The 21680-nt window shown below is 45.0% G+C and carries 23 protein-coding genes; 20 read left to right on the plus strand and 3 right to left on the minus strand.

What is annotated here, in order from left to right; genetic code table 11:
* Positions 1-33: 33 nt before the first annotated feature.
* The 18 genes from CVD19_RS19015 to CVD19_RS19095 all read left to right on the plus strand — a co-directional run bounded on the left by CVD19_RS19015 (position 34) and on the right by CVD19_RS19095 (position 16916).
* On the plus strand, positions 34-2226 hold the full coding sequence (locus tag CVD19_RS19015) for an HD family phosphohydrolase (RefSeq protein WP_101584445.1): 2193 nt from the start codon (positions 34-36) through the stop codon (positions 2224-2226).
* Complete coding sequence (gene ybeY, locus CVD19_RS19020) at positions 2223-2693, plus strand: rRNA maturation RNase YbeY (protein ID WP_101584447.1); 471 nt, start codon at positions 2223-2225, stop codon at positions 2691-2693. The genes CVD19_RS19015 and ybeY overlap by 4 nt, the downstream gene beginning before the upstream one ends.
* A complete protein-coding gene (locus CVD19_RS19025; protein WP_101584450.1) occupies positions 2671-3066 on the plus strand; it encodes a diacylglycerol kinase family protein in 396 nt (131 codons plus the stop codon). Before ybeY ends, CVD19_RS19025 begins: the two co-directional genes overlap by 23 nt.
* 232 nt (positions 3067-3298) lie before the next feature.
* Entirely contained in the window at positions 3299-3430 is a 132-nt protein-coding gene (locus CVD19_RS25590; RefSeq protein ID WP_257985196.1) for a hypothetical protein, read from the plus strand.
* On the plus strand, positions 3423-4340 hold the full coding sequence (gene era / locus CVD19_RS19030) for a GTPase Era (protein ID WP_101584453.1): 918 nt from the start codon (positions 3423-3425) through the stop codon (positions 4338-4340). The genes CVD19_RS25590 and era overlap by 8 nt, the downstream gene beginning before the upstream one ends.
* Before the next feature lie 205 nt (positions 4341-4545).
* Positions 4546-4689: a YqzL family protein gene (locus CVD19_RS19035; protein WP_101584455.1), complete on the plus strand. Its 144-nt coding sequence runs from the start codon at positions 4546-4548 to the stop codon at positions 4687-4689.
* A 32-nt stretch (positions 4690-4721) separates the two neighbouring features.
* Positions 4722-5474 (plus strand): DNA repair protein RecO, encoded by a 753-nt coding sequence (gene recO / locus CVD19_RS19040; RefSeq protein WP_101584458.1) that lies wholly within the window; start codon positions 4722-4724, stop codon positions 5472-5474.
* A 275-nt stretch (positions 5475-5749) separates the two neighbouring features.
* A complete protein-coding gene (locus tag CVD19_RS19045) occupies positions 5750-7132 on the plus strand; it encodes a glycine--tRNA ligase (protein ID WP_101584461.1) in 1383 nt (460 codons plus the stop codon).
* A gap of 173 nt (positions 7133-7305) precedes the next feature.
* Complete coding sequence (locus CVD19_RS19050; RefSeq protein WP_101584543.1) at positions 7306-7938, plus strand: helix-turn-helix transcriptional regulator; 633 nt, start codon at positions 7306-7308, stop codon at positions 7936-7938.
* 30 nt (positions 7939-7968) lie between these two features.
* Entirely contained in the window at positions 7969-8787 is an 819-nt protein-coding gene (locus CVD19_RS19055) for a pyruvate, water dikinase regulatory protein (RefSeq protein ID WP_101584544.1), read from the plus strand.
* Between the two features lie 348 nt (positions 8788-9135).
* Positions 9136-9570 carry a YaiI/YqxD family protein gene (locus CVD19_RS19060; RefSeq protein WP_101584463.1) on the plus strand — a complete coding sequence of 145 codons (435 nt, stop codon included), beginning with the start codon at positions 9136-9138 and terminating at the stop codon, positions 9568-9570.
* A gap of 40 nt (positions 9571-9610) precedes the next feature.
* Positions 9611-11419 carry a DNA primase gene (gene dnaG, locus CVD19_RS19065; protein WP_101584465.1) on the plus strand — a complete coding sequence of 603 codons (1809 nt, stop codon included), beginning with the start codon at positions 9611-9613 and terminating at the stop codon, positions 11417-11419.
* 45 nt (positions 11420-11464) lie between these two features.
* Entirely contained in the window at positions 11465-12595 is a 1131-nt protein-coding gene (rpoD, locus tag CVD19_RS19070; protein ID WP_101584468.1) for an RNA polymerase sigma factor RpoD, read from the plus strand.
* Positions 12596-12678: 83 nt separating this feature from the next.
* Entirely contained in the window at positions 12679-13203 is a 525-nt protein-coding gene (locus tag CVD19_RS19075) for a hypothetical protein (RefSeq protein WP_101584470.1), read from the plus strand.
* A 94-nt stretch (positions 13204-13297) separates the two neighbouring features.
* Positions 13298-14437, plus strand: coding sequence for an acyl-CoA dehydrogenase family protein (locus CVD19_RS19080; RefSeq protein ID WP_101584473.1), 1140 nt, complete (start codon positions 13298-13300; stop codon positions 14435-14437).
* Between the two features lie 174 nt (positions 14438-14611).
* Positions 14612-14974, plus strand: a complete 363-nt coding sequence (cccA, locus tag CVD19_RS19085; RefSeq protein ID WP_101584475.1) for a cytochrome c550 — start codon at positions 14612-14614, stop codon at positions 14972-14974.
* A 119-nt stretch (positions 14975-15093) separates the two neighbouring features.
* Positions 15094-15804, plus strand: a complete 711-nt coding sequence (locus CVD19_RS19090; RefSeq protein WP_101584477.1) for a tRNA (adenine(22)-N(1))-methyltransferase — start codon at positions 15094-15096, stop codon at positions 15802-15804.
* Positions 15801-16916 carry a Nif3-like dinuclear metal center hexameric protein gene (locus CVD19_RS19095; protein ID WP_101584479.1) on the plus strand — a complete coding sequence of 372 codons (1116 nt, stop codon included), beginning with the start codon at positions 15801-15803 and terminating at the stop codon, positions 16914-16916. Before CVD19_RS19090 ends, CVD19_RS19095 begins: the two co-directional genes overlap by 4 nt.
* 49 nt (positions 16917-16965) lie before the next feature.
* Here the strand turns inward: CVD19_RS19095 and CVD19_RS19100 are convergent, their stop codons facing one another.
* Complete coding sequence (locus CVD19_RS19100; RefSeq protein ID WP_101584482.1) at positions 16966-17919, minus strand: 4-hydroxy-3-methylbut-2-enyl diphosphate reductase; 954 nt, start codon at positions 17917-17919, stop codon at positions 16966-16968.
* A 108-nt stretch (positions 17920-18027) separates the two neighbouring features.
* Positions 18028-18723 carry a VrrA/YqfQ family protein gene (gene vrrA, locus CVD19_RS19105; RefSeq protein ID WP_101584485.1) on the minus strand — a complete coding sequence of 232 codons (696 nt, stop codon included), beginning with the start codon at positions 18721-18723 and terminating at the stop codon, positions 18028-18030.
* 247 nt (positions 18724-18970) lie between these two features.
* Here vrrA and CVD19_RS19110 point away from each other — a divergent pair, with 247 nt between their 5' ends.
* Both CVD19_RS19110 and CVD19_RS19115 read left to right on the plus strand, forming a co-directional pair.
* Positions 18971-20284, plus strand: coding sequence for a DEAD/DEAH box helicase (locus CVD19_RS19110; RefSeq protein WP_101584488.1), 1314 nt, complete (start codon positions 18971-18973; stop codon positions 20282-20284).
* Between the two features lie 29 nt (positions 20285-20313).
* Complete coding sequence (locus CVD19_RS19115; protein WP_101584491.1) at positions 20314-21216, plus strand: deoxyribonuclease IV; 903 nt, start codon at positions 20314-20316, stop codon at positions 21214-21216.
* 79 nt (positions 21217-21295) lie between these two features.
* On the opposite strand, the gene CVD19_RS19120 is transcribed toward CVD19_RS19115, so the two are convergent.
* Entirely contained in the window at positions 21296-21562 is a 267-nt protein-coding gene (locus tag CVD19_RS19120; RefSeq protein WP_101584493.1) for a DUF2624 domain-containing protein, read from the minus strand.
* Positions 21563-21680: the final 118 nt, after the last annotated feature.

Here is a 21680-nt window from a genome sequence, read left to right on the forward strand (position 1 = left end):
GGCAGCTAAAGCCATGGCAGGAGGGCAATAAAGGTGGAAAAGCTCCAGCAGCATTTAAATGCAATAAGAAACTTGCTGAATATTACATTCTTTAAAATTCTGTTATATTCTTTGATCGGAATTTTCCTGTATGCAGCGATGTACAGCAATGTAAAACCTGAAAAGCTTGATTTAAGCCTTTTTAGTGTAGCCGGCCAGACCGTCCGTTCTCCTATTACGGTGGAGGATAAATCAAACACTGAAAAGAAGCGCAAAGAGGCTTTGGAACAAGTGGAGGATGTTTATATCCTTAAAAAGGAATACACCGAGAACCGGGTAGACCTGATTACCTCCATTTTCGAGTCCGCTTCTGAAGTAAACGATGAAGCAAAAGAAGAAGCAGACAGCAAAAATCGGGAAGGCGCGGAAAACGGACAGAGCTCGGGTGGTGCACCGCCAGTAACCGATCTGCCCATCTCCGACAAATTGACAAGATTAAAGGCGAAGCTGACGGCTGATGTGACAAAAGACATATCAGACGTGGTGCTCACGGCGTTGCTTCAGGCTCCCAAGGATGAGCTTGCAATCAGCAAGGATTTGGCAGTCACCGCCATAAATAATGTGATGAGCCAGCGCATACCGGGGGATGACGTTGAAAATGCAAAAAAACGGGTCGAGGAGGAATTAAAGTATTCCAGCCTGAGCTCAAGTATGAAAAACGCTGTAATTGAACTTGGCCGTTATGCTATAGTCCAGAATGAGTTTTACGATCCTGAAGCCACACAGGAGTTGAGACAGCAGGCAATAGACAAAGTAGAGCCAGTGAAAATCCTTGAAGGGCAGATTCTCGTCGAGGAAGGCCAACTCATAAACAATGAAATATACAAGCAGCTTAAGCTGGTAGGTCTGCTTGAAAGCGAAAATTCATTCATGCCCTTCGCCGGGTTGGCATTGCTTCTCATCATTTTAGTATCTGCCATGTATTTTATTTTTAGTGACATGGATGGCGTTGTTGAGAAAAAACAGGCACATTTACTGATTTTCAGCCTTATATTCGTCATTGCTGTGATGATCATGAAACTGCTCAGCATTTTTAAGGAATTCGGGTACTTCGAGACCGGGTATATCTTTCCGGCTGCCATGGGTGCGATGCTCATAAAGATACTGGTTGATGAAAGGATTGCTGTTTTCCAGACGGTTATGCTCGCCCTGTGCGGCAGCATCATTTTTAATGAAGGAGTCACAGGCGCATTAAACGTCACGGTAGGATTTTATATTCTTATCAGCGGACAGGCCGGGATACTGTTTTTGAGAAAGCAGAATCACCGATCAAAAATATTGCAGTCCGGACTTTTGGTTGGGCTTGTAAACTTGATATTGATTGTTTCATTTTCTTTTTTGAGGAACAGCCACTACTCCGGCATTGAATATGGATATTATTTTATGGTGGCACTGCTGTCGGGAATCAGTTCGGCGGTTTTAGCCATCGGTCTGCTGCCATTTTTTGAAGCTGGATTTGGCATACTATCTACGATGAGGCTGATTGAGTTATCCAATCCAAATCATCCGCTGCTAAGGAAAATCCTGACAGAAGCACCCGGTACTTACCACCACAGCGTGATGGTGGCCAATCTCGCAGAGTCGGCCTGTGAAGCGATCGGCGCGAATGGGCTTCTGGCAAGAGTAGGCTGTTATTACCATGATATTGGCAAAACGAAACGCCCGCAATTTTTTATAGAAAACCAGATGAACATTGAAAATCCCCATGACAGGCTCCCACCGCAAACAAGTAAAAATATTATCATTGCCCACGTTGCAGATGGTGCAGAAATGCTGAGGAAACACCGGATGCCAAAGGAAATTGTCGAAATTGCGGAACAGCATCATGGCACGACATTGCTGAAGTATTTTTTCCATAAAGCGAAACAAGGCGGGGCGGATGTTAAAGAGGCGGATTACCGGTATCCCGGCCCTAAGGCCAGGACGAAAGAGTCAGCCATCATCGGGATTGCTGACAGTGTAGAGGCAGCGGTACGTTCGATGTCCCATCCCACTCCTGACCAGATTGAGGCGCTGGTCAGGAACATCATTTCCGACAGGCTTCAGGATGGGCAGTTGTCGGAGTGTGACATAACCCTGAAAGAACTGGAGACGGTTGCATTCACGATGCATGAAACATTGAAAGGGATTTTTCATTCAAGGATTGAATATCCGGAAATGACTAAACAGAAGGTGAAGCAGGCATGACTTTGGAAATTGATTTTCTTGACGAAGTAAACAGATTGTCAGAGGAAGAAATGGCGGAAATCCAACGATTGTTGAATTTTGCCGCCCAAAAAGAAAATATTGAACCCGGGAGTGAGCTTTCAGTTACATTTGTCTCAAATGAACGTATCCAGGAAATCAACCGGGATTATCGGGACAAGGACAGGGCAACCGATGTCATATCATTCGCCATGGAGGAGCTTGGAGAGGGAGAGACGATGGTGGTTGGAGGGGACATGCCAAGGGTGCTTGGTGATATCATTATTTCCGTGTCCAAAGCGCAGGAACAGGCTGAAGAATACAATCACCCGTTTATGAGGGAACTGGGCTTTTTAGCTGTGCATGGTTTCCTCCATCTGCTCGGGTATGATCACGAAACTGAGCAGGACGAAAAGAAGATGTTCTCCAGGCAGAAGGAAATTTTGGATGAATACGGACTCAAACGGTAAATTAAGCCGCAGGAAACATAAACTGGCAGCCTCGTTTGGTTTTGCATTTAAAGGAATCACTTTCACAGTGAGAAATGAACGTAATATGCAGATCCACCTGGGGCTGTCGACGGGAGTCCTGCTGGCAGGGTTCATTCTTGGGCTTACGCGGGTGGAATGGCTTTTCGTGATTTTCGCGATTGGTGGAATGCTTGCGTTGGAAATAGTCAATACAGCAATTGAAAAGGCAGTCGATTTAGCCTCTCAAGAGTATCACCCACTTGCGAAGCAGGCGAAAGACATAGCCGCTGGTGCTGTTCTGATCTTCGCGTTTATTTGCGTCCTGGTGGGATTGATCATCTTTGTGCCAAAGCTTGCGGACATCATAAATTAATTTTTCCTTTAAGGTTGCCTGTCCCGGCAACTTTTTGTTTGTATGGACTCCTGGGAAGACTCCCTCTTATTGAAAACGTTGTCCATATTAAGTAAAATGACAGGATAGTACATATATTACCACTGTAATTATGTTTTTTGAAAATTAAAAATTTTTTATTACGTTTTTGCTACAACCGATGAAATTCCAGTAAAAATAAGGTAAAATAAAATGTAAGGAAGGAAGAAAAATAGTGGACTTAAACAATTTAGGCAGCCCAAATGAAATGAAGATGGTTTTGGCCAATCCGAAAGGGGATAATAAAGAAATAACGGTTAAACAATTACTGCCAGAAGCATTTTCCCCGGAGGAATTACATGTATAATGCCAATGACACAACATTTAAATCAGGCTTCATTTCAATTATCGGAAGGCCGAATGTAGGCAAATCCACTTTCCTGAACCGTGTTATCGGCCAAAAGATTGCCATTATGAGTGATAAGCCGCAGACAACGCGCAACAAGGTTCAGGGTGTGTTAACACTGGATGATTCACAGCTTATCTTTATTGATACGCCGGGCATCCACAAGCCAAAGCACAAGCTTGGTGATTTCATGATGAAGGTAGCCCAGAATACGTTAAAAGAGGTAGACCTGATCCTGTTTATGGTAAACGCTGAAGAGGGATTTGGCCGCGGTGAAGAATTTATTATCGAAAAATTCCAGACCGTAAAGACGCCAATTTTTCTCGTAATAAATAAAATTGATTTAATCCATCCCGATCAGCTTTTAGCCTTGATTGATTCTTACAAAGAAAAATATCCATTTAAGGAAATTGTACCGATTTCAGCACTGACCGGAAACAATATCGAAAAGCTGCTCGAGCAAATAAAAGGCTACCTGCCGGAAGGTCCCCAATATTACCCGGCGGACCAGGTCACCGACCACCCGGAAAGGTTTATTATTACAGAATTGATCAGGGAAAAGGCATTGCATTTGACCCGTGAAGAGATTCCGCATTCGATGGCAGTCGTGATGGAAAAAATGGAACAAAAGCCTGGCAAAGAGGTCGTGCATGTCATGGCGACCATCATAGTTGAAAGAGATTCGCAAAAAGGCATCATCATCGGCAAGCAAGGGAAAATGCTCAAAGAAATTGGGCAGCGTGCCCGGATCGACATAGAAAATCTCCTTGGCACAAAAGTTTTTTTGGAACTGTGGGTGAAAGTGCAGAAGGATTGGAGAAACAGGGCCTCACAGCTCCGCGATTTCGGATTCCGTGATGATGAATATTAAAGGGCAGACAGGAGACAGGGATGGCCGGCTGCCCCAATACACTAAAAAAACAGCCCTAACTAGACTATTAAGCTCTTTTGCCAATTATGCGCATTATCGATTGACAATTTTTATGTAACATGAAAAATGGACTGACAGGCTATGATATTGATATAGATTCGGGATATAAAATTGCTAGTTGAATATTTGAAAGGTGGGGTTTTCGATGTTGGATTTTACCTGGAAGGTGTTTTCACAAACAGGTAACATTGACACATATCTTCTCTTCAAGGAATTGGAGAAGGACACACAAGAAATGCCCGGTAATCAGGAGGAAGAGCTAGCAGAAATTGATTTTCCCATCTCATAGGTTTGTCCTGTTGCAACGGATGGTGACCGCTGATGCTTCAGAAATGTGAAGGCATCGTGATAAGAACAACAGATTATGGCGAAACAAACAAAATCGTGACCTTATATACACGGGAATGGGGAAAAGTTGGCGTGATGGCCAGGGGAGCGAAAAAGCCGAACAGCAGGCTTTCCGCCATCACCCAGCTTTTTACATACGGCCATTTTCTTGTCCAGACTGGAAGTGGCCTTGGAAGCTTGCAGCAAGGGGAAATGATCTCATCGATGAGGTTCATCCGGGGTGACATATTTTTAACGGCTTATGCCAGTTATGTTGTAGATTTAACTGATAAAAGTACTGATGACAAAAAACCCTACCCATATATGTTCGGGATGCTTTTACAAACTCTTCAATATTTAAATGAGGAATATGACCCCGAAATATTGACGAATATATATGAAATGAAAATGCTGAATGTGCTGGGGCTGTACCCTGTACTGGACCAGTGTGCTAATTGCGGCCGCACCGACGGCACTTTTTCCTTTTCGGTTAGGGAGGGGGGGCTGCTGTGCCATCGCTGTGTTTCGAAAGACCCGTATCATTTTAAAATCTCCCCTGCAACGGCAAAGCTGCTGCGTCTGTTTTACCTTCTGGATCTTTCAAGGCTCGGTTCCATTTCCGTCAAGCCTGAAACGAAAGCTGAGCTTAAGAAAGTGATCAACGCCTATTATGAGGAATACTCAGGGCTGCACCTGAAGACGAAACGGTTCCTCAACCAGATGGATCAGCTAAAAGACAGGCTGTGATCTTGTTGACAATCGACTTTCTTTTCGATATGATTCAAAGTAAATTACATATGTTTGCGCTGAAGGAAAAGAGTACTTTATCCCCTCTGTAAAAGCGAACCCGGGACGGTGCGAGCCGGGTGACGGAGAATAAAGGAAGGCGTTCCCGAGCAACATGGCTTTAAAGAGGCTGCGTCGCAGCAAATAGGGTGGAACCGCGGGTAACTCTCGTCCCTATGCTTCATGCATAGGGGCGGGAGTTTTTATTTTTTTACTTAAAAAGGAGCGATTAGAAGATGAGTGTAACGATGGATCAGATCGTGTCGCATGCCAAGCACAGGGGTTTTGTGTTTCCTGGTTCCGAAATATACGGAGGCCTTGCGAATACATGGGATTACGGTCCGCTTGGCGTTGAACTGAAAAACAACATAAAACAGGCATGGTGGAAAAAGTTTGTCCAGCAGTCTCCTTACAATGTGGGATTGGATGCTGCCATCCTGATGAATCCCCGTACTTGGGAGGCGTCAGGACATTTAGGAAATTTCAATGACCCAATGATCGACTGCAAGAATTGCAAAGCACGACATCGTGCCGACAAGCTCATTGAGAACGCCCTTGACGAAAAAGGGATTGAAATGGTCGTTGATGGACTGCCGTTTGAAAAAATGGAGGAATTGATCAGAGAGCATGACATCACATGCCCTGATTGTGGCAGCAAAGAATTCACAGGAATCCGCCAGTTCAATTTGATGTTTAAAACGTTTCAGGGTGTCACTGAATCAAGCACAAACGAAATCTTTCTCCGTCCGGAGACTGCGCAAGGCATCTTCGTCAATTTTAAAAATGTGCAGCGAACTATGAGGAAAAAACTGCCGTTTGGCATAGCTCAAATCGGAAAAAGCTTCCGAAATGAAATTACTCCCGGCAACTTCACATTCAGGACACGGGAATTTGAACAAATGGAGCTGGAATTCTTCTGCAAGCCAGGTGAAGAGTTAAAATGGTTTGATTACTGGAAGCAATTCGCAGAACAGTGGCTCTTGTCCCTGGGAATGAAGAAAGATAACATCCGGATGCGCGACCACTCGGACGATGAGCTTTCCCACTATAGCAACGCGACAACAGATTTTGAATATAAATTCCCGTTTGGCTGGGGTGAGCTATGGGGAATTGCTTCCCGGACAGACTATGATTTAAAGCAGCATATGGAATTTTCAGGTGAAGATTTCCATTACCTTGACCAGGAAACGAACGAAAAATTCGTTCCTTACTGCATTGAGCCGTCCCTGGGGGCTGACCGCGTGACGCTGGCGTATTTAATTGATGCGTTTGACGAGGAACAGCTGGAGGACGGAACAACACGGGCAGTGATGCATTTCCATCCCGCGCTTGCACCTTTTAAAGCCGCAGTCCTCCCACTGTCAAAGAAATTATCGGAAGAAGCAAAGGATGTTTTCGGGCTGTTATCTAAACACTTCCTGGTCGATTTTGATGAAGCCGGTTCAATCGGCAAGCGCTATCGCCGCCATGACGAGATTGGGACACCATTTTGTATTACATTTGACTTCGACTCCAAGGAAGATAACATGGTTACAGTAAGGGATCGTGATACTATGGTCCAAACAAGGATAGCGGTTGCGGATCTTGTCAGCTTTATTCAGGATAAGCTCCAATACTGATTTTGTAAGAAAACGCGGGCCAAGTTCCGCGTTTTTGCATGCCATTGACACGCCTTTAGTTATTTTTTCTTTTCAAACTGCTCAAAAAGTATATAATACTTTTATACAAGGATAACCTTGATTGTACGGGACAAATGGTTGCATACAAGCTCTTATGCTTTTCTTTTTGGGTGGTGAGGACAATCGAACTTAATAAACGCCAGGAACATATTTTGCAAATTGTTAAAGAAAACGGGCCAATCACTGGTGAGCATATCGCCGAACGTTTAAACCTGACGAGGGCGACATTAAGGCCGGACCTGGCCATTTTAACAATGGCTGGCTATTTGGATGCCCGGCCAAGGGTTGGCTATTTTTACACAGGAAAAACGGGAACGCAGCTACTCACAGAAAATTTACAGAAGATCCTTGTCAGGGACTATCAATCGATTCCTGTGGTAGTGCATGAGAATGTTTCGGTCTATGATGCGATTTGCACAATGTTTTTGGAAGACGTGGGCACTTTATTTGTGGTTGACAAAGCTTCATTGCTTGTCGGCGTTTTATCACGAAAAGATCTGCTGAGGGCAAGTATAGGCAAACAGGAGCTGACAGCTCTCCCTGTCCATATAATCATGACAAGGATGCCTAATATCACTATGTGCAATAAAGAAGATCTCTTGATTGACGTGGCAAAAAAGCTGATTGAGAAGCAAATAGATGCCCTGCCGGTGGTCAGGGAGACAGATGACGGCTTTGAAGTGGTGGGGAGAGTTACAAAAAGCAATATAACCAAGGCATTTGTCGCTCTGGCAAATGGACAATAGCGATAAACGACAGAGGGTTGGTGTTTGGGAATGGGAAAGTTGCCAGTAATATATGTTGTTTCTGATTCTGTAGGGGAAACGGCGGAATTGGTTACAAAAGCGGCAATCAGCCAGTTTAATGATGCTGATGTTACATTGAAGCGGTTTCCTTACGTGGAGGAGCAAACGCATATTGATGAAGTGGTATCCCTGGCTAAGCTTGACGGCGGCATGGTGGCCTATACACTTGTCAGGCCCGAAATAAGTGAGTATATGCGGGAAGCAGCTGCTAAAGAAGGAGTTTTTGCCGTTGACCTTATCGGGCCGCTTATGAACCAGATTCAAAACATTTGCGGAGAGACACCGAAGTATGAGCCTGGGCTTGTCAGGAAGCTTGATGAAGAGTATTTCAAGAAAGTTGAAGCGATTGAATTTGCGGTGAAATATGATGACGGGCGTGACCCTCGGGGGATTCTTAAGGCGGATATTGTACTTATTGGCGTTTCGAGAACGTCCAAAACACCTCTTTCCCAGTATCTTGCACATAAACGCTTTAAAGTAGCAAACGTGCCAATTGTGCCCGAGGTTGATCCCCCTGAAGAGCTTTTCCTCGTACCAAAGGAAAAATGCTTCGGCCTGCGTATCAGCCCGGATAAATTAAATCAGATCCGGCGGGAGAGGTTAATATCCCTGGGTTTGAACGACAAAGCGATCTATGCGAATATTGAGAGGATTAAAGAGGAAATCTATTATTTTGACGGGATAGTGGGAAGGATTGGTTGCCCTGTGATTGATGTAACAAATAAAGCAGTTGAGGAAACAGCAAATGTAATCATGAACCTGAAGACGAAGAGATCGGCCAATCTCTAGCACATGGCACATATATCCCATATGTGCTTTTTCTTATTATCAGTTGAGCAGTGCGGTATAGTGTTGCTTCGCGTATTATTTTATTGATATTTCATCGGCGACAAAACTCCGAGACAAAATCTTGGCAAAAAAGACTATCATATACTATAATAAAAAATTGTGATAAAAATGTACGAGTTTAGGTTTAGAGTTTAGTTATTACGAATAAACTATTTATTGTCAGATGTCAAGGTAAAGCTCTAAATAAAATTCGACATAATTCCGTTTTTGAAAAATTCCCTCGTAAAGAAGGAATATCCGGAGTGATGTAGAATAACTACTAATAAATTAAACCAGCCGTCATTTTTTGTGGATGCTGATTCGTGTCCTGTTAAAAAAGAAATTGTCGAAATAACTTCGCCTATCTCGATCACAACACTATTTGTCGCCTCTTATGCACATGTTCAAAATGATCTGGCCGGCCAAAATTGGGTCTTCGTAGATTCATCAAAAGAAGCGGTCGACCTCTATATTATGAACCATGCAACATGCGGGGATATTTGTGTGACACAGGATATTGGATTGGCTTCGACGCTGTTGGCGAAAGGAGTTTATGTGCTGTCGCCAAGGGGAATTTTATTTGATGAAAACGAGATTCAAACTGCACTTGACATGAGATATCTTTCCGCCAGGGCAAGGCGCCAGGGAATCTATGGGAAAGGGCCAAAATCTTTCAGCCAAAAAGACAGGGAACGGTTTGCAGCAGAATTGGCAAATCTTTTGTCGAAATTTGCAGGATTTTGAACCTATCCTCTCGAATAATGATTTAAACGGAGTTATGCTTATGTCAGAACGAATTGCCGAGGAAAAACTGAATGAAATCCGCCAATCCGTTGACATTGTTGATGTCATAGGTGATTATGTCCAGCTCTCGAAGCAGGGGAGGAACTATTTCGGCCTATGCCCGTTTCACGGAGAAAACAGCCCTTCCTTCTCAGTCGCCCCTGACAAGCAGATTTATCATTGCTTCGGCTGCCATGCTGGTGGGAATGTTTTTTCATTCTTAATGGAAATTGAAGGATTGTCTTTTCTCGAAGCGGCCGCAAAACTGGCTGAAAAGGGCCAGGTTGACCTCCAACTGGAGATGCCATCAGGTTCGAAACAACCGAAGATGCCGCAGGATGTTCAGCAAATGATTGAGGCCCATGAGCTACTACGTAAATTCTATCATCATTTGCTTGTAAACACAAAAGACGGCCAGCATGCTCTTGAATACTTGCTTAAGCGCGGATTCACCAAAGAATCAATTGACAAGTTCCAAATTGGTTATGCCCTTCCGTCGTGGGACTTCGTCACAAAATTTCTTGTTAAACGGGGATTCCCCCAGGATGTGATCGAGAAGGCAGGCCTGATTATTAAACGGGACAAGGATGGGACTTTCTTTGACAGGTTCCGGGAAAGAATCATGTTCCCGATTTTTGACCATCATGGTAATACGATAGCCTTTTCCGGGAGAGCAATGGGGGACGATGAGCCCAAATATTTAAATAGCCCCGAGACGGCCATCTTTAATAAAAGCAAAATATTGTATAATTTCAACCTGGCTCGGCCAAGTATCAGAAAGCATCAGCAGGCTGTTCTTTTCGAAGGATTCGCTGATGTGATAGCTGCAGGCCGGGCAGGTGTGGAAAACGGTATTGCCACAATGGGAACATCGCTCACAGATGAACATGTATCGGTCATCCGGCGAAATGTTCATTCTGTAACAATCTGTTATGATTCCGACAATGCCGGAATTGAAGCTGCTTTCCGCGCGGCAAATCTGCTTTCGCAGGCCGGCTGTTCGGTAAAAGTGGCGCTGATGCCGGACGGATACGACCCCGATGACTACATAAGGGAGTTTGGCGAAGCAAAATTTGCCAACGATGTAATAGGGGCAAGCTTAACACTGATGGGTTTTAAGTTTCTTTACTACCGAAGGGGGAAAAACCTCCATAATGAAGGAGATCGCCTTCAGTATATCGAAGAAGTATTAAAGGAAATCAGCCGCCTGGAAAAAGCAGTCGAGAAAGACCATTATATGCGACAGCTCGCTTCTGAATTTTCCATTTCGCTCGATGCGCTTCAACAGCAGCAAATGCAGATGTCCAGGGCTGAAAAACGAACAACCCCGGACAAAGCTGTACAATTGAAGCCGCAAATCACCGTTGCGCGGAAAACGGATCGGCTCAGGCCTGCTTTCCATACTGCCGAGAGACGCTTGATCTCCCACATGATGAGGGACACCGACTTCGCTTATAAAGTGCAGGATATGCTCCAGGGAAATACCTTCAACATTGATGAACACCAGGCTATTATTACTTATTTATTTGGATTTTATGAAAAAGGGCATCAACCGGATTCAAGTGCGTTCTTAAATTATCTTGAGGATAATAAGCTAAAAAGGGTTGTTGCCGAAATTGAAATGATGTCCATTAATGAGGAGGTCAGTGACCAGGAATTAGCCGACTATATTAAGCAGGTGTTGAATTATCAAAAATTGTTAAAAATAAAGGAAAAAGAATCAGAACAAAAGCAGGCAGAACGTGAAAGTGATTTTCTTCGCGCTGCAGCCATCGCTGCAGAAATCATCCAGCTGCGAAAATTATTATAGATCTTACTGATCAGTGTTTGTGATTTTTTGGAAGGAGGGGGACATATGGCTGAAAAGTCAGCCCGTTCTAAAGAGGTCGAATCAGAAGTGACCCTTGAACAAGCGAAAGACCAGTTAACGGAACTGGGTAAGAAAACCGGCGTCCTTGCTTATGATGATATTGCCGAAAGGCTCTCAAACTTCGAGTTTGATTCTGACCAGATGGATGAGTTTTATGAATTCCTTGGTGACCAGGGAATAGAACTTGTCGGTGACAGTGAGGAAGAAGAAGAAAATCCAAATATCCAGGAGCTCGCCAAAGGCGAAGAGGAATTCGACTTAAATGATTTAAGTGTGCCCCCAGGGGTCAAGATCAATGACCCAGTGAGGATGTACCTGAAAGAGATAGGGCGGGTGGACCTTCTGTCCGCGGAAGAAGAAATCAACCTGGCCGAACGGATAGAGCAGGGCGATGAAGAGGCAAAAAGGCGGCTTGCAGAAGCAAACCTGCGCCTTGTTGTAAGCATTGCAAAACGCTATGTCGGCCGTGGCATGCTGTTCCTTGACCTGATCCAGGAAGGGAATATGGGCTTGATCAAGGCGGTTGAAAAGTTCGATTACCGCAAAGGCTTTAAATTCAGCACATATGCCACATGGTGGATCCGCCAGGCTATAACAAGGGCCATTGCCGACCAGGCCCGGACGATCCGTATCCCGGTGCATATGGTTGAAACGATCAACAAGCTGATCAGGGTACAAAGGCAGTTGCTGCAGGACCTGGGCCGCGAACCGACACCTGAGGAAATCGCCGAAGACATGGATTTAACCCCGGAAAAGGTCCGCGAGATCTTGAAGATTGCGCAGGAGCCGGTTTCCCTTGAAACACCGATCGGTGAAGAAGATGATTCGCACCTCGGAGACTTCATTGAAGACCAGGACGCGACATCTCCGTCGGAACATGCAGCCTATGAGCTGTTGAAGGAGCAGCTCGAGGACGTTCTGGATACCCTTACTGACAGGGAAGAGAACGTGCTCAGGCTCCGCTTCGGACTTGACGACGGGCGTACCCGGACTCTCGAGGAAGTTGGTAAAGTATTCGGTGTCACACGTGAGCGCATCCGCCAGATCGAAGCCAAGGCACTGCGCAAGCTGAGGCACCCGAGCCGCAGTAAACGCCTGAAAGACTTTTTAGAATAGGATTGCCAAGGAATAAATTACTTCCTACAATAGAAGTAATTTATTCCTTTTATTATGTTCACGAATGGAAGTGCTAAGGCCATATGGATCGCCAGCGTAAAAGCATCATTGTTCAAGAAATTACATATTGGAAAAAAAACCGTTTGCTGCCGGACCAATATTGCGATTATTTGCTTGCGCTATATACCGGGGGAGATGAGCCTGCCGTGGAGCCGACGTCTAAAAAATCCGGCAAGATGGTTTTTTTCAGCGGTTCCCTGTTAATGCTGCTGCCACTTTCGGCATTTTTAATCTATTTTACTGAATTGTCTTTCATTTTGCAAATTACCTTTTATATTTTAATGGCCGGTATTTGTTTTGGAGCGGTTTATTATTATTCAAAAATGGATCGCTCAATTCAACTGCCAATGATTGTTTCAGCGCTGCTCCTTTTAATGGGATCCGCAGAGGTCGCAGACAGGCTATGGTCACACCCTTTAACAATTTATTCTGTTCTGGCCCTGAATTGCCTCGTATGGACGTTCACCGGGCTGAAGTTGAAATTGCTTTCTTTTAAAGTATCAGGACCGGTCGGACTGCTCGTCCTGGCGGTTGTTATGTTCAGATAATATTGCAAAATTGAAAAGTTTTAAAATGTTGAGAAAATTATTTCTTTCCCTTTATAATATAAAATGTAAGCGCATTTGTACAAGGGGGATGGATATGAATTTTGATTTGACCGCAGAGCAAGGAATGATCAAGCGAACCATTCGTGAATTTTCAGAAGAGGAAGTAGCGCCTGGAGCACTTGAGAGGGACCAGAGAAAACAATTTCCACAGGAAATATTTAAAAAGCTTGGAGACATGGGGATGCTCGGGCTTCCCTTTCCGGAAGAATACGGCGGAGCCGGAGCCGATACGATCAGCTTTGCCATCGTCACAGAAGAATTAAGCCGGGCCTGTGCATCTGCGGGAATCACATACTCTGCCCATATTTCGCTTGGAGGCGCACCGATCTATTTGTTTGGCACTGAAGACCAAAAACAAAAGTATTTAATCCCGATTTGCACCGGTGAATCCCTCGGGGCATTTGGGCTTACTGAGCCAAATGCAGGCTCCGATGCCGGCGGTACCAGGACAACCGCTGTGGAGAGAGACGGGCGTTTTTCGATCAACGGAAATAAATGCTTTATCACAAATGCCAGCTATGCAAAACATCTTGCCATTACCGCTGTGACAGGGGAAGACGGCGGCAAAAAGGAAATCAGTGCGATCATTGTGCCAACAAATTCTCCCGGGTTCACGGTCATCGACAATTATGAAAAGATGGGTTTGAATTCATCCAATACAACCGAGCTGGTGCTCGAGAATGTGGAGGTCCCGCTGGAGAACCTATTAGGGAAAAAAGGGGAAGGCTTCAAACAATTTCTCATTACCCTCGATGGCGGAAGAATCGGGATTGGTGCGATGGGGGTTGGTATTGCCCAGGGGGCATTTGAGCGGGCGCTTAATTATGCGGAGCAACGGAAACAGTTCGGCCGTTCTCTGTCCCAATTCCAGGCGATCCAATTCAAACTTGCAGACATGGCAATGAAAATTGAACTCGCTCGCAACATGGTATATAAAGCAGCGTGGCTTAAGGACCAGGGCCGCCCCTTCTCGAAAGAAGCCTCTATGTGCAAGCTGTATGCCTCTGAGATAGCGATGGAAGTCACCAGCGAGGCGGTACAGATCCACGGTGGCTACGGCTATATGAAAGAATACCACGTCGAGCGGTATATGAGGGATGCAAAATTGCTTGAGATTGGCGAGGGGACGTCAGAGGTGCAGCGAATGGTGATCGCAAGGCTGATTGGTTGTTGAGCAATCGGAAATAAAAACTCCATCTTTGGGGATGGGGTTTTTTGTCTAAATTGTGAACAACTGTGGCAAAGTTTGCTTTTTTGCTTTTCCTGCAATCATTTTTCAAGTAAAATAATAATTGTTTGAAATCATTTTTTTAGTAAAAATGTTCGTACATAAGAGGAGGGGTATAATATGAATCGCAATCCAATCATTCCGTTCGTGCTCATCATGGTATTCGGCATTGGGCTGATGTTCCTGCTGTCTTTTAAAGGCCTGGGGGATGCCGAACAGGCAGCAGAAGAGAAAAAGGACGGAGGCAAAACGGAACAAGCTGCAAAAGCGGACCCGGAAGACATATATAAAACAACATGTGCAGCCTGCCATGGTGACCAATACCAGGGTGTATCCGGCCCTGCCTTAAAAGGTGTCGGCGACAAATACTCCAAGGATGAAATCAAGGATATCCTTGTTAACGGGACAAAAGGCGGAATGCCAGGAGGACTCGTTAAGGGAAATGAAGAAAAAATGGCAGAATGGCTGACTACTTTAAAATAAAATATTCATAGTGATGGATGGTCCTTTGCATCTGCAGGGGACTTTTTTTATACTTAAATGTAAAGCGCCTGGACAATGGGCGCCAAGATGAAAGTCAGAAATTTTTTAGAAGGTGACATATGAACACAGAAAAATTGTCAGTCCGTCTTGAGACTGTCGCAAATCATATACCCGAAGGCTACACGCTGGCGGATATAGGGTCAGACCATGCCTATTTGCCGTGCCATCTGGTGAAAAAGGGGGCTGTGCCTGCAGCTATTGCCGGTGAAGTCGCGGAAGGCCCTTATCAGTCAGCGTTAAAGCAGGTTCAATATGAAGGGTTGACCGATAAAATAAAAGTAAGAAAAGGCGACGGCCTGGAAGTGGTCGAGCCGGGCGAGGCAGACTGCATCTCGATTGCAGGAATGGGAGGAGCACTGATAGCAAGCATTCTTGAAAATGGAAAAGCGAAGGTTGCAGGCGTGAAAAAGCTCGTTTTACAGCCAAATATCGGTTCGTCAGCAGTCAGGAGCTGGTTGATAGACAATGGCTGGGAGCTTGTCGCAGAAGAAATCATAAAGGAAGACGGCAAGATTTATGAAATTCTTGCTGCTGAAAAAGGGTCTCCCCTAAGCGCGTACAGTGACAGAATGAAAAGAGATATATTGTTCGGGCCGTTTTTACTAAAAGACCGAAATCCGGTTTTCCTTGAAAAATGGCAGTCAGAAAAAGCAAACTGGGAGAGGATATTGAAATCGCTCGAATCAGCCGGGAAAAATGATGAAACAGTCCAGAAACGGAACGAGCTTTCAGAAAAAATTCAAATGGCGGAGGAGATTTTACAGCAATGAAAACAGTAAACGGCCATGAAATCATCCATTTATTTGAACAGTATTCACCTAAAGGACTAGCGATGGAAGGAGACAAAATCGGGCTCCAGGTTGGAGCATTGAATATACCGGTCAAAAACGTCATGATTGCCCTTGATGTTTTGGAGGAAGTGGTCGATGAGGCAATCGAGAAGGATGTACAGCTGATCATAGCCCACCATCCGCCTATTTTTCGGCCGCTGCAAAAGATTTCGACCGATTCGTCTTCGGGCAGGATCATTTCTAAGCTGATCAAGAATGATATTGCCGTTTATGCGGCCCATACCAATCTGGATGTGGCGGCAGGCGGAGTAAATGACCTTTTGGCTGATGCCATCGGCCTGGAAAATCAGGAAGTGCTGGTCCCGACTTATGAGGGAAAGCTAAAAAAATTAGTTGTATTTGTCCCAGGGGAAAATGCAGAAGAAGTTAGGGAAGCAATTGGCCGTGCCGGGGCTGGTGCTATCGGCAATTACAGCCATTGTTCTTTTTCAGCGCAAGGAACGGGCAGATTCCTGCCGGGAGAAAACACGAACCCCCATATAGGGCAAAAGGGGAAGCTTGAAGAAGTACATGAAATAAGGATTGAGACTGTCTTTCCAGAAAGCCTGCAAAAGACCGTAATAAACTCCATGCTGAAAGCACACCCGTACGAAGAGGTTGCGTATGATATTTATCCGCTTGAAAACAAGGGCCATTCACTCGGTTTGGGGAAAATTGGCACCATCAAGGAAATGACACTGGAGGAGTTTGCCGGCCACGTCAAAAAAACGTTGGATGTTGAGGCTGTTCGTGTTGTCGGGGATTTAGGAGCAACTGTGAAAAAGGTCGCAATCATGGGCGGTGATGGAGGAAAGTATTACCATCAGGCTAAATTTCGCGGTGCCGATGTATATGTTACAGGGGACATTTACTACCATACGGCCCATGATGCCATGCTGGCGGGATTAAATATGGTAGACCCGGGCCACAACGTGGAAAAGGTCATGAAAAAGGGAGTTGCGGATGTTCTATCAAAAATGTGCAATGATAGAGGATACGATCTTAATATATTTCCATCCGAAATTCATACGGATCCGTTTCTGTTTATCTAGAAAGAAACGTGAAAAAAGACCGGCCCAGCGATGGACCGGTCTTGCAATTTTAAACACTTGCTTCCGCTTTTTTCACCTTAGGCAGAATTTTGCTGAGCGGGACTTTTTTCTCGAGATGCCAGGTCAATTCATCGGCCGGATCGAACTGCTCAAGGAATGTGATGACTTCTTTAGTTATCGGGGTTGGAGTAGACGCGCCTGCCGTAACGGCAACTGTCTCGGCGCCCTTAAGCCAGTCGAGGTTTAATTCTGAAATGTCGGCAATCCTGTATGCCCTCGTTCCGGCAATCTCTTCAGAGACTTGTGCAAGACGGTTGGAGTTATTGCTTTTTGGGTCGCCTACTACTATTAAAACATCAGCCTCTTTTGCCTGTTCCGCAACTGCTTCCTGGCGTACCTGGGTTGCGAGGCAGATTTCCTTGTGCACCTCAGCGTGAGGAAACTTCTCTTTCACTTTTTGCATGATATCTGCTACGTCCCATTGGCTCATGGTTGTCTGGTTTGTCACAATTAGCTTCTCTGCATTCAGGTCCAGAGCTTCTACGTCGGCTGCGGTTTCCACAAGATGGACAATGCCCGGGGCTACCCCTACAGCACCTTCAGGCTCCGGATGGCCTTTTTTGCCAATGTAGATCACCTGGAAACCTTCTTTTTCCTTTTCACGGATCAGGTCATGCGTTTTCGTCACATCAGGGCATGTTGCGTCAATTGAAACGAGTCCTTTTTTTTGAGCGAGCTCGCGCACTTCGGGGGAAATCCCGTGTGCAGTGAAAATGACCGTGCCTCCGTCCACTTTTTCAAGAATTTCCCTTCGGTTATTTCCGTCGAGCGTGATGATTCCCTCTTCGGCAAACGCGTCTGTAACATGCTTGTTATGGACAATCATCCCGAGTATATATATAGGTCTTGGAAGTGATTTATCGAGAGCCGCGTTCCTGGCTATGACCATGGCGTCAACAACACCATAGCAATACCCCCGCGGTGATATTTTAATGACTTTCATGAAGTGATCCTCCTATAGAATCCTCTATTTCTATTTATATTATATAAAACTTGTCAACAGATTACAAAAATCACTTTTAGGGAAGGAGGATAAGTGCAACGGAAAGGGTTAAAAGAACAGCTTGGGTGCGGCAGCTGGCACGGAAGCCTTTGAAGAACTTTTTGAACTTTTCGAATTGGAACTTTTTGAACCTTTTGACGAGTTTTTTGCAGAATCTTTCACGGAACCTTTGGCAGAACCTTTAACAGAACCTTTAACAGAACCTGCTTTTGCATATGCTTTTCGGTTGCCGGCTGTCGCGGCTTTCTTCTTGTTACTCTGGGTTTTCACTTTTTTTGCTGTTTTGTTATTTTTTTTCACCGTCGGGTTTTCCTCTTCTTTCCCGGTGTCACTATCTTCACCGTTGTTATTGTCGTCAGGTACATCTTTCAGCCCTTTGTACAGTTTCCACATGGCAGGAAGGTTTCGGACAAGGGGGCCGTACTGCTGAATCATCGGAGCAATCTGCTGGGCTGTCTTTAATACATTCTGGGTATTGTTGAGAAATCCTGTGATGGCACCCGGATTGCCCAGGGACTTAAGCAGCGAGCCCCCGCCTGCTCCATGGGCTGCCCCTGGAAACCCGCCCATTGCTCCAGTCTGGCTGCCTTTTCCAAGGAGCTTTGCCAGCAGCCCGCCACTTTGTTTCGCGCTTCCCATCGGCGGCCCAAACATCCCTGGTCCGTTCATCGGGGGCCTTATCCCTGGACCAATAAAGCGGGGGCCCATTCCGGCGTGCATTGGCATTCGTGGTCCTAGCGGCATACATTTACCTCCTTCCAAAATATCTTTCATATTAGATTATGCATTTATCAACTATCGGTCTAAGTAATGAGCGGAATTGGATAAACAGGGAAAGTTATCTTGCGCAAAAGGAAAAGATAAAGATAAAAGAGAACAGGATTGGAGATTTTTGAAGATCTTTATTATAATTACATGATGGACATGCCCGGGAGCCTGGATGATAAGTTTCGCCTACGGCCAGGCGGGCCACTGCAAAGGAGTTTTTAATATGAATACAACAAAGTTTGAAAGCTATGATTTTAAGCCATTTATCATTAATGCTGTTAAGCAGCTGGGCTTTTTTGAACCAACAGATATCCAGAAGCGGCTGATTCCTGCTGTTTTAAAAGGAGAAAGTGCAATCGGCCATTCACAGACAGGCACCGGGAAAACACATGCCTACATTTTGCCGATCATTGAACGCATCCATCCTTCCCGCCAGGAAGTGCAGGCGGTGATCACAGCACCGACAAGGGAGCTGGCCAGCCAGATATACCAGGAAATATTGAAGATAACCGAACATGCCGCAAAGGATCAAGAAATTTCCGCAAGGCTGTTCATTGGCGGCACAGATAAACAAAGAACGATTGAAAGGCTTAAAACACAGCCTCAGATCGTGGTCGGAACACCAGGAAGAATCAATGATTTGGTAAAAGAACAGGCGCTGTTTGTCCATACAACTTCCATGCTTGTTATCGATGAAGCAGATTTAATGCTTGACATGGGTTTTTTGGAGGATATCGACCAATTTGCCGGAAAAATGCCGGAGGAATTGCAGATGCTTGTATTCTCTGCGACTATTCCTGAGAAATTAAAGCCGTTCCTGAAGAAATATATGGAGAATCCAAAATATGTCCATGTTGACCCCGAGCAGGCGACTGCAGAAAAAATTGAGCACTGGTTGATACCGTCAAGGCACCGTGATAAAATCACACTGGTACACTCAAGCGTTACAGTGTTCAATCCTTATCTGGCCATCATTTTTGCCAATACAAAAAAGAAGGTGGACGAGGTTGCCGACGGCCTGCTGGACAAGGGGCTGAAGGTCGGCAGGATACATGGGGATTTAACTCCAAGGGAACGAAAACGGATGATGAAGCAGGTCAGGGACCTGGAATATCAATATATAGTCGCCACGGACCTTGCTGCCAGGGGAATTGACATCCAGGGTGTCAGCCATGTCATCAATTACGAACTTCCATCAGACCTTGATTTTTATATACACCGGGTTGGCAGGACGGCGCGTGCAGGTTATTCCGGAATTGCACTTACCATATATGACCCGTCAGATGAAGACGCTTTGAATAGGCTTGAAAAAATGGGGCTGGAATTTAAAAATGTCGATCTCCAAAATGGCGAATGGGTCGAGCTGGGTCACAGAAACAGACGGCAAAAACGGAAGAAGCAAGATGGGGAAGCCGAGGCACAAGCGAAATCAATGGTGCGCAAGCCGAAGAAAGTCAAGCCAGGTTACAAAAAGAAGATGCAGGCAGATCTTGAGAAAATCAAGAAGCGGCAAAACCGTCTTAAAAAAAAGAAATAAATAGCTTTTTGAGGAGAGGGAGAGATAATATGTTGAAAATTGGTTCACACGTATCAATGAGCGGCAAAAAGATGCTGCTTGCTGCAAGTGAGGAAGCAGTTTCATATGGCGCGAACACATTTATGATCTATACAGGGGCACCACAAAACACAAGACGGAAAAAAATTGAGGACCTTAACATTGAAGCCGGGCGCAGGCACATGGAAGCAAACGGCATTGATGACATCGTCGTCCACGCGCCTTATATCATTAACATAGGAAATAGTTCAAATCCGGACACATTTGAGCTGGGCGTCCGTTTTTTACGTTCTGAAATTGAACGGACTGAGGCTATTGGAGCAAAACAAATTGTTTTGCATCCGGGTGCCCATGTGGGAGCAGGAACAGATGAAGGCATCAAAAAAATCGTTGAAGGGCTGAATGAAGTTTTAACTGGAAAGGAAAATCTCCAAATAGCCCTGGAAACAATGGCGGGAAAAGGATCGGAATGCGGAAAATCGTTTGAGGAACTGGCCATGATCATGGATGGCGTGGTATATAGCGATAAACTCTCAGTCTGCTTTGACACCTGCCACACCCATGATGCCGGATATGATATCGTCAATGATTTTGACGGGGTTCTGAATGAATTTGATAAAATAATCGGTCTTGACCGCTTAAAAGTGCTTCATATCAATGACAGCAAGAATGCCAGGGGAATGAGGAAGGACAGGCACGCCAACATTGGTTTCGGGGAAATCGGGTTTGAAGCGCTAAACTATATTGTGCACCACCCGCAGCTTGAATCGGTGCCAAAGATCCTTGAAACCCCTTATGTAGGTGAAGATAAAAAGAATCAGCGGCCTCCTTATGGGCATGAAATTACAATGCTCCGGAACAAAAAATTTGAGGACAATCTGATGGATATCATCATGATGAGCCAACCAGTATAGTTTCGATTCTTTCCTGTAACGTGGCAATAAAGGAAAAAAGCTGTGAGCTTTCGCCGTCACAGCTTTTTTCAATGTATATTCATTGTTGGCTGTTCTTTGTAAACTGAATAAATAACTTGTTGACCTGTTTTGCAGTAGCCGGCCCAGCTATTCTTGCAATTTCTTTTATTAAAGCGGTTCTTTCTTCATTACTAAAAATATTGACTTGTTTTCCCCGTAAGTATTCAGCGATTTTTTTTGCCTGGGCCTTGTTGATTGATATATCGAACTGTGAGGCATATTTCAGCAATTCTTCAGCTGTGATTGTACTTATTTTATGATTGATAATGTTTTCAAATATTTTCAATCTCACCACTCCTCCCATCTAACTTATGAAAAGAAGCGATGGTGCGTGACAGCATCCTTCATTATTGTTGAAGCGCTGGTAAAGGTCCCGGTTCTTCTTATGTTTTACAATGCGCGAA

Source organism: Bacillus sp. T33-2 (genome assembly GCF_002860205.1).
Classification (GTDB): Bacteria; Bacillota; Bacilli; order Bacillales; family Cytobacillaceae; genus T33-2.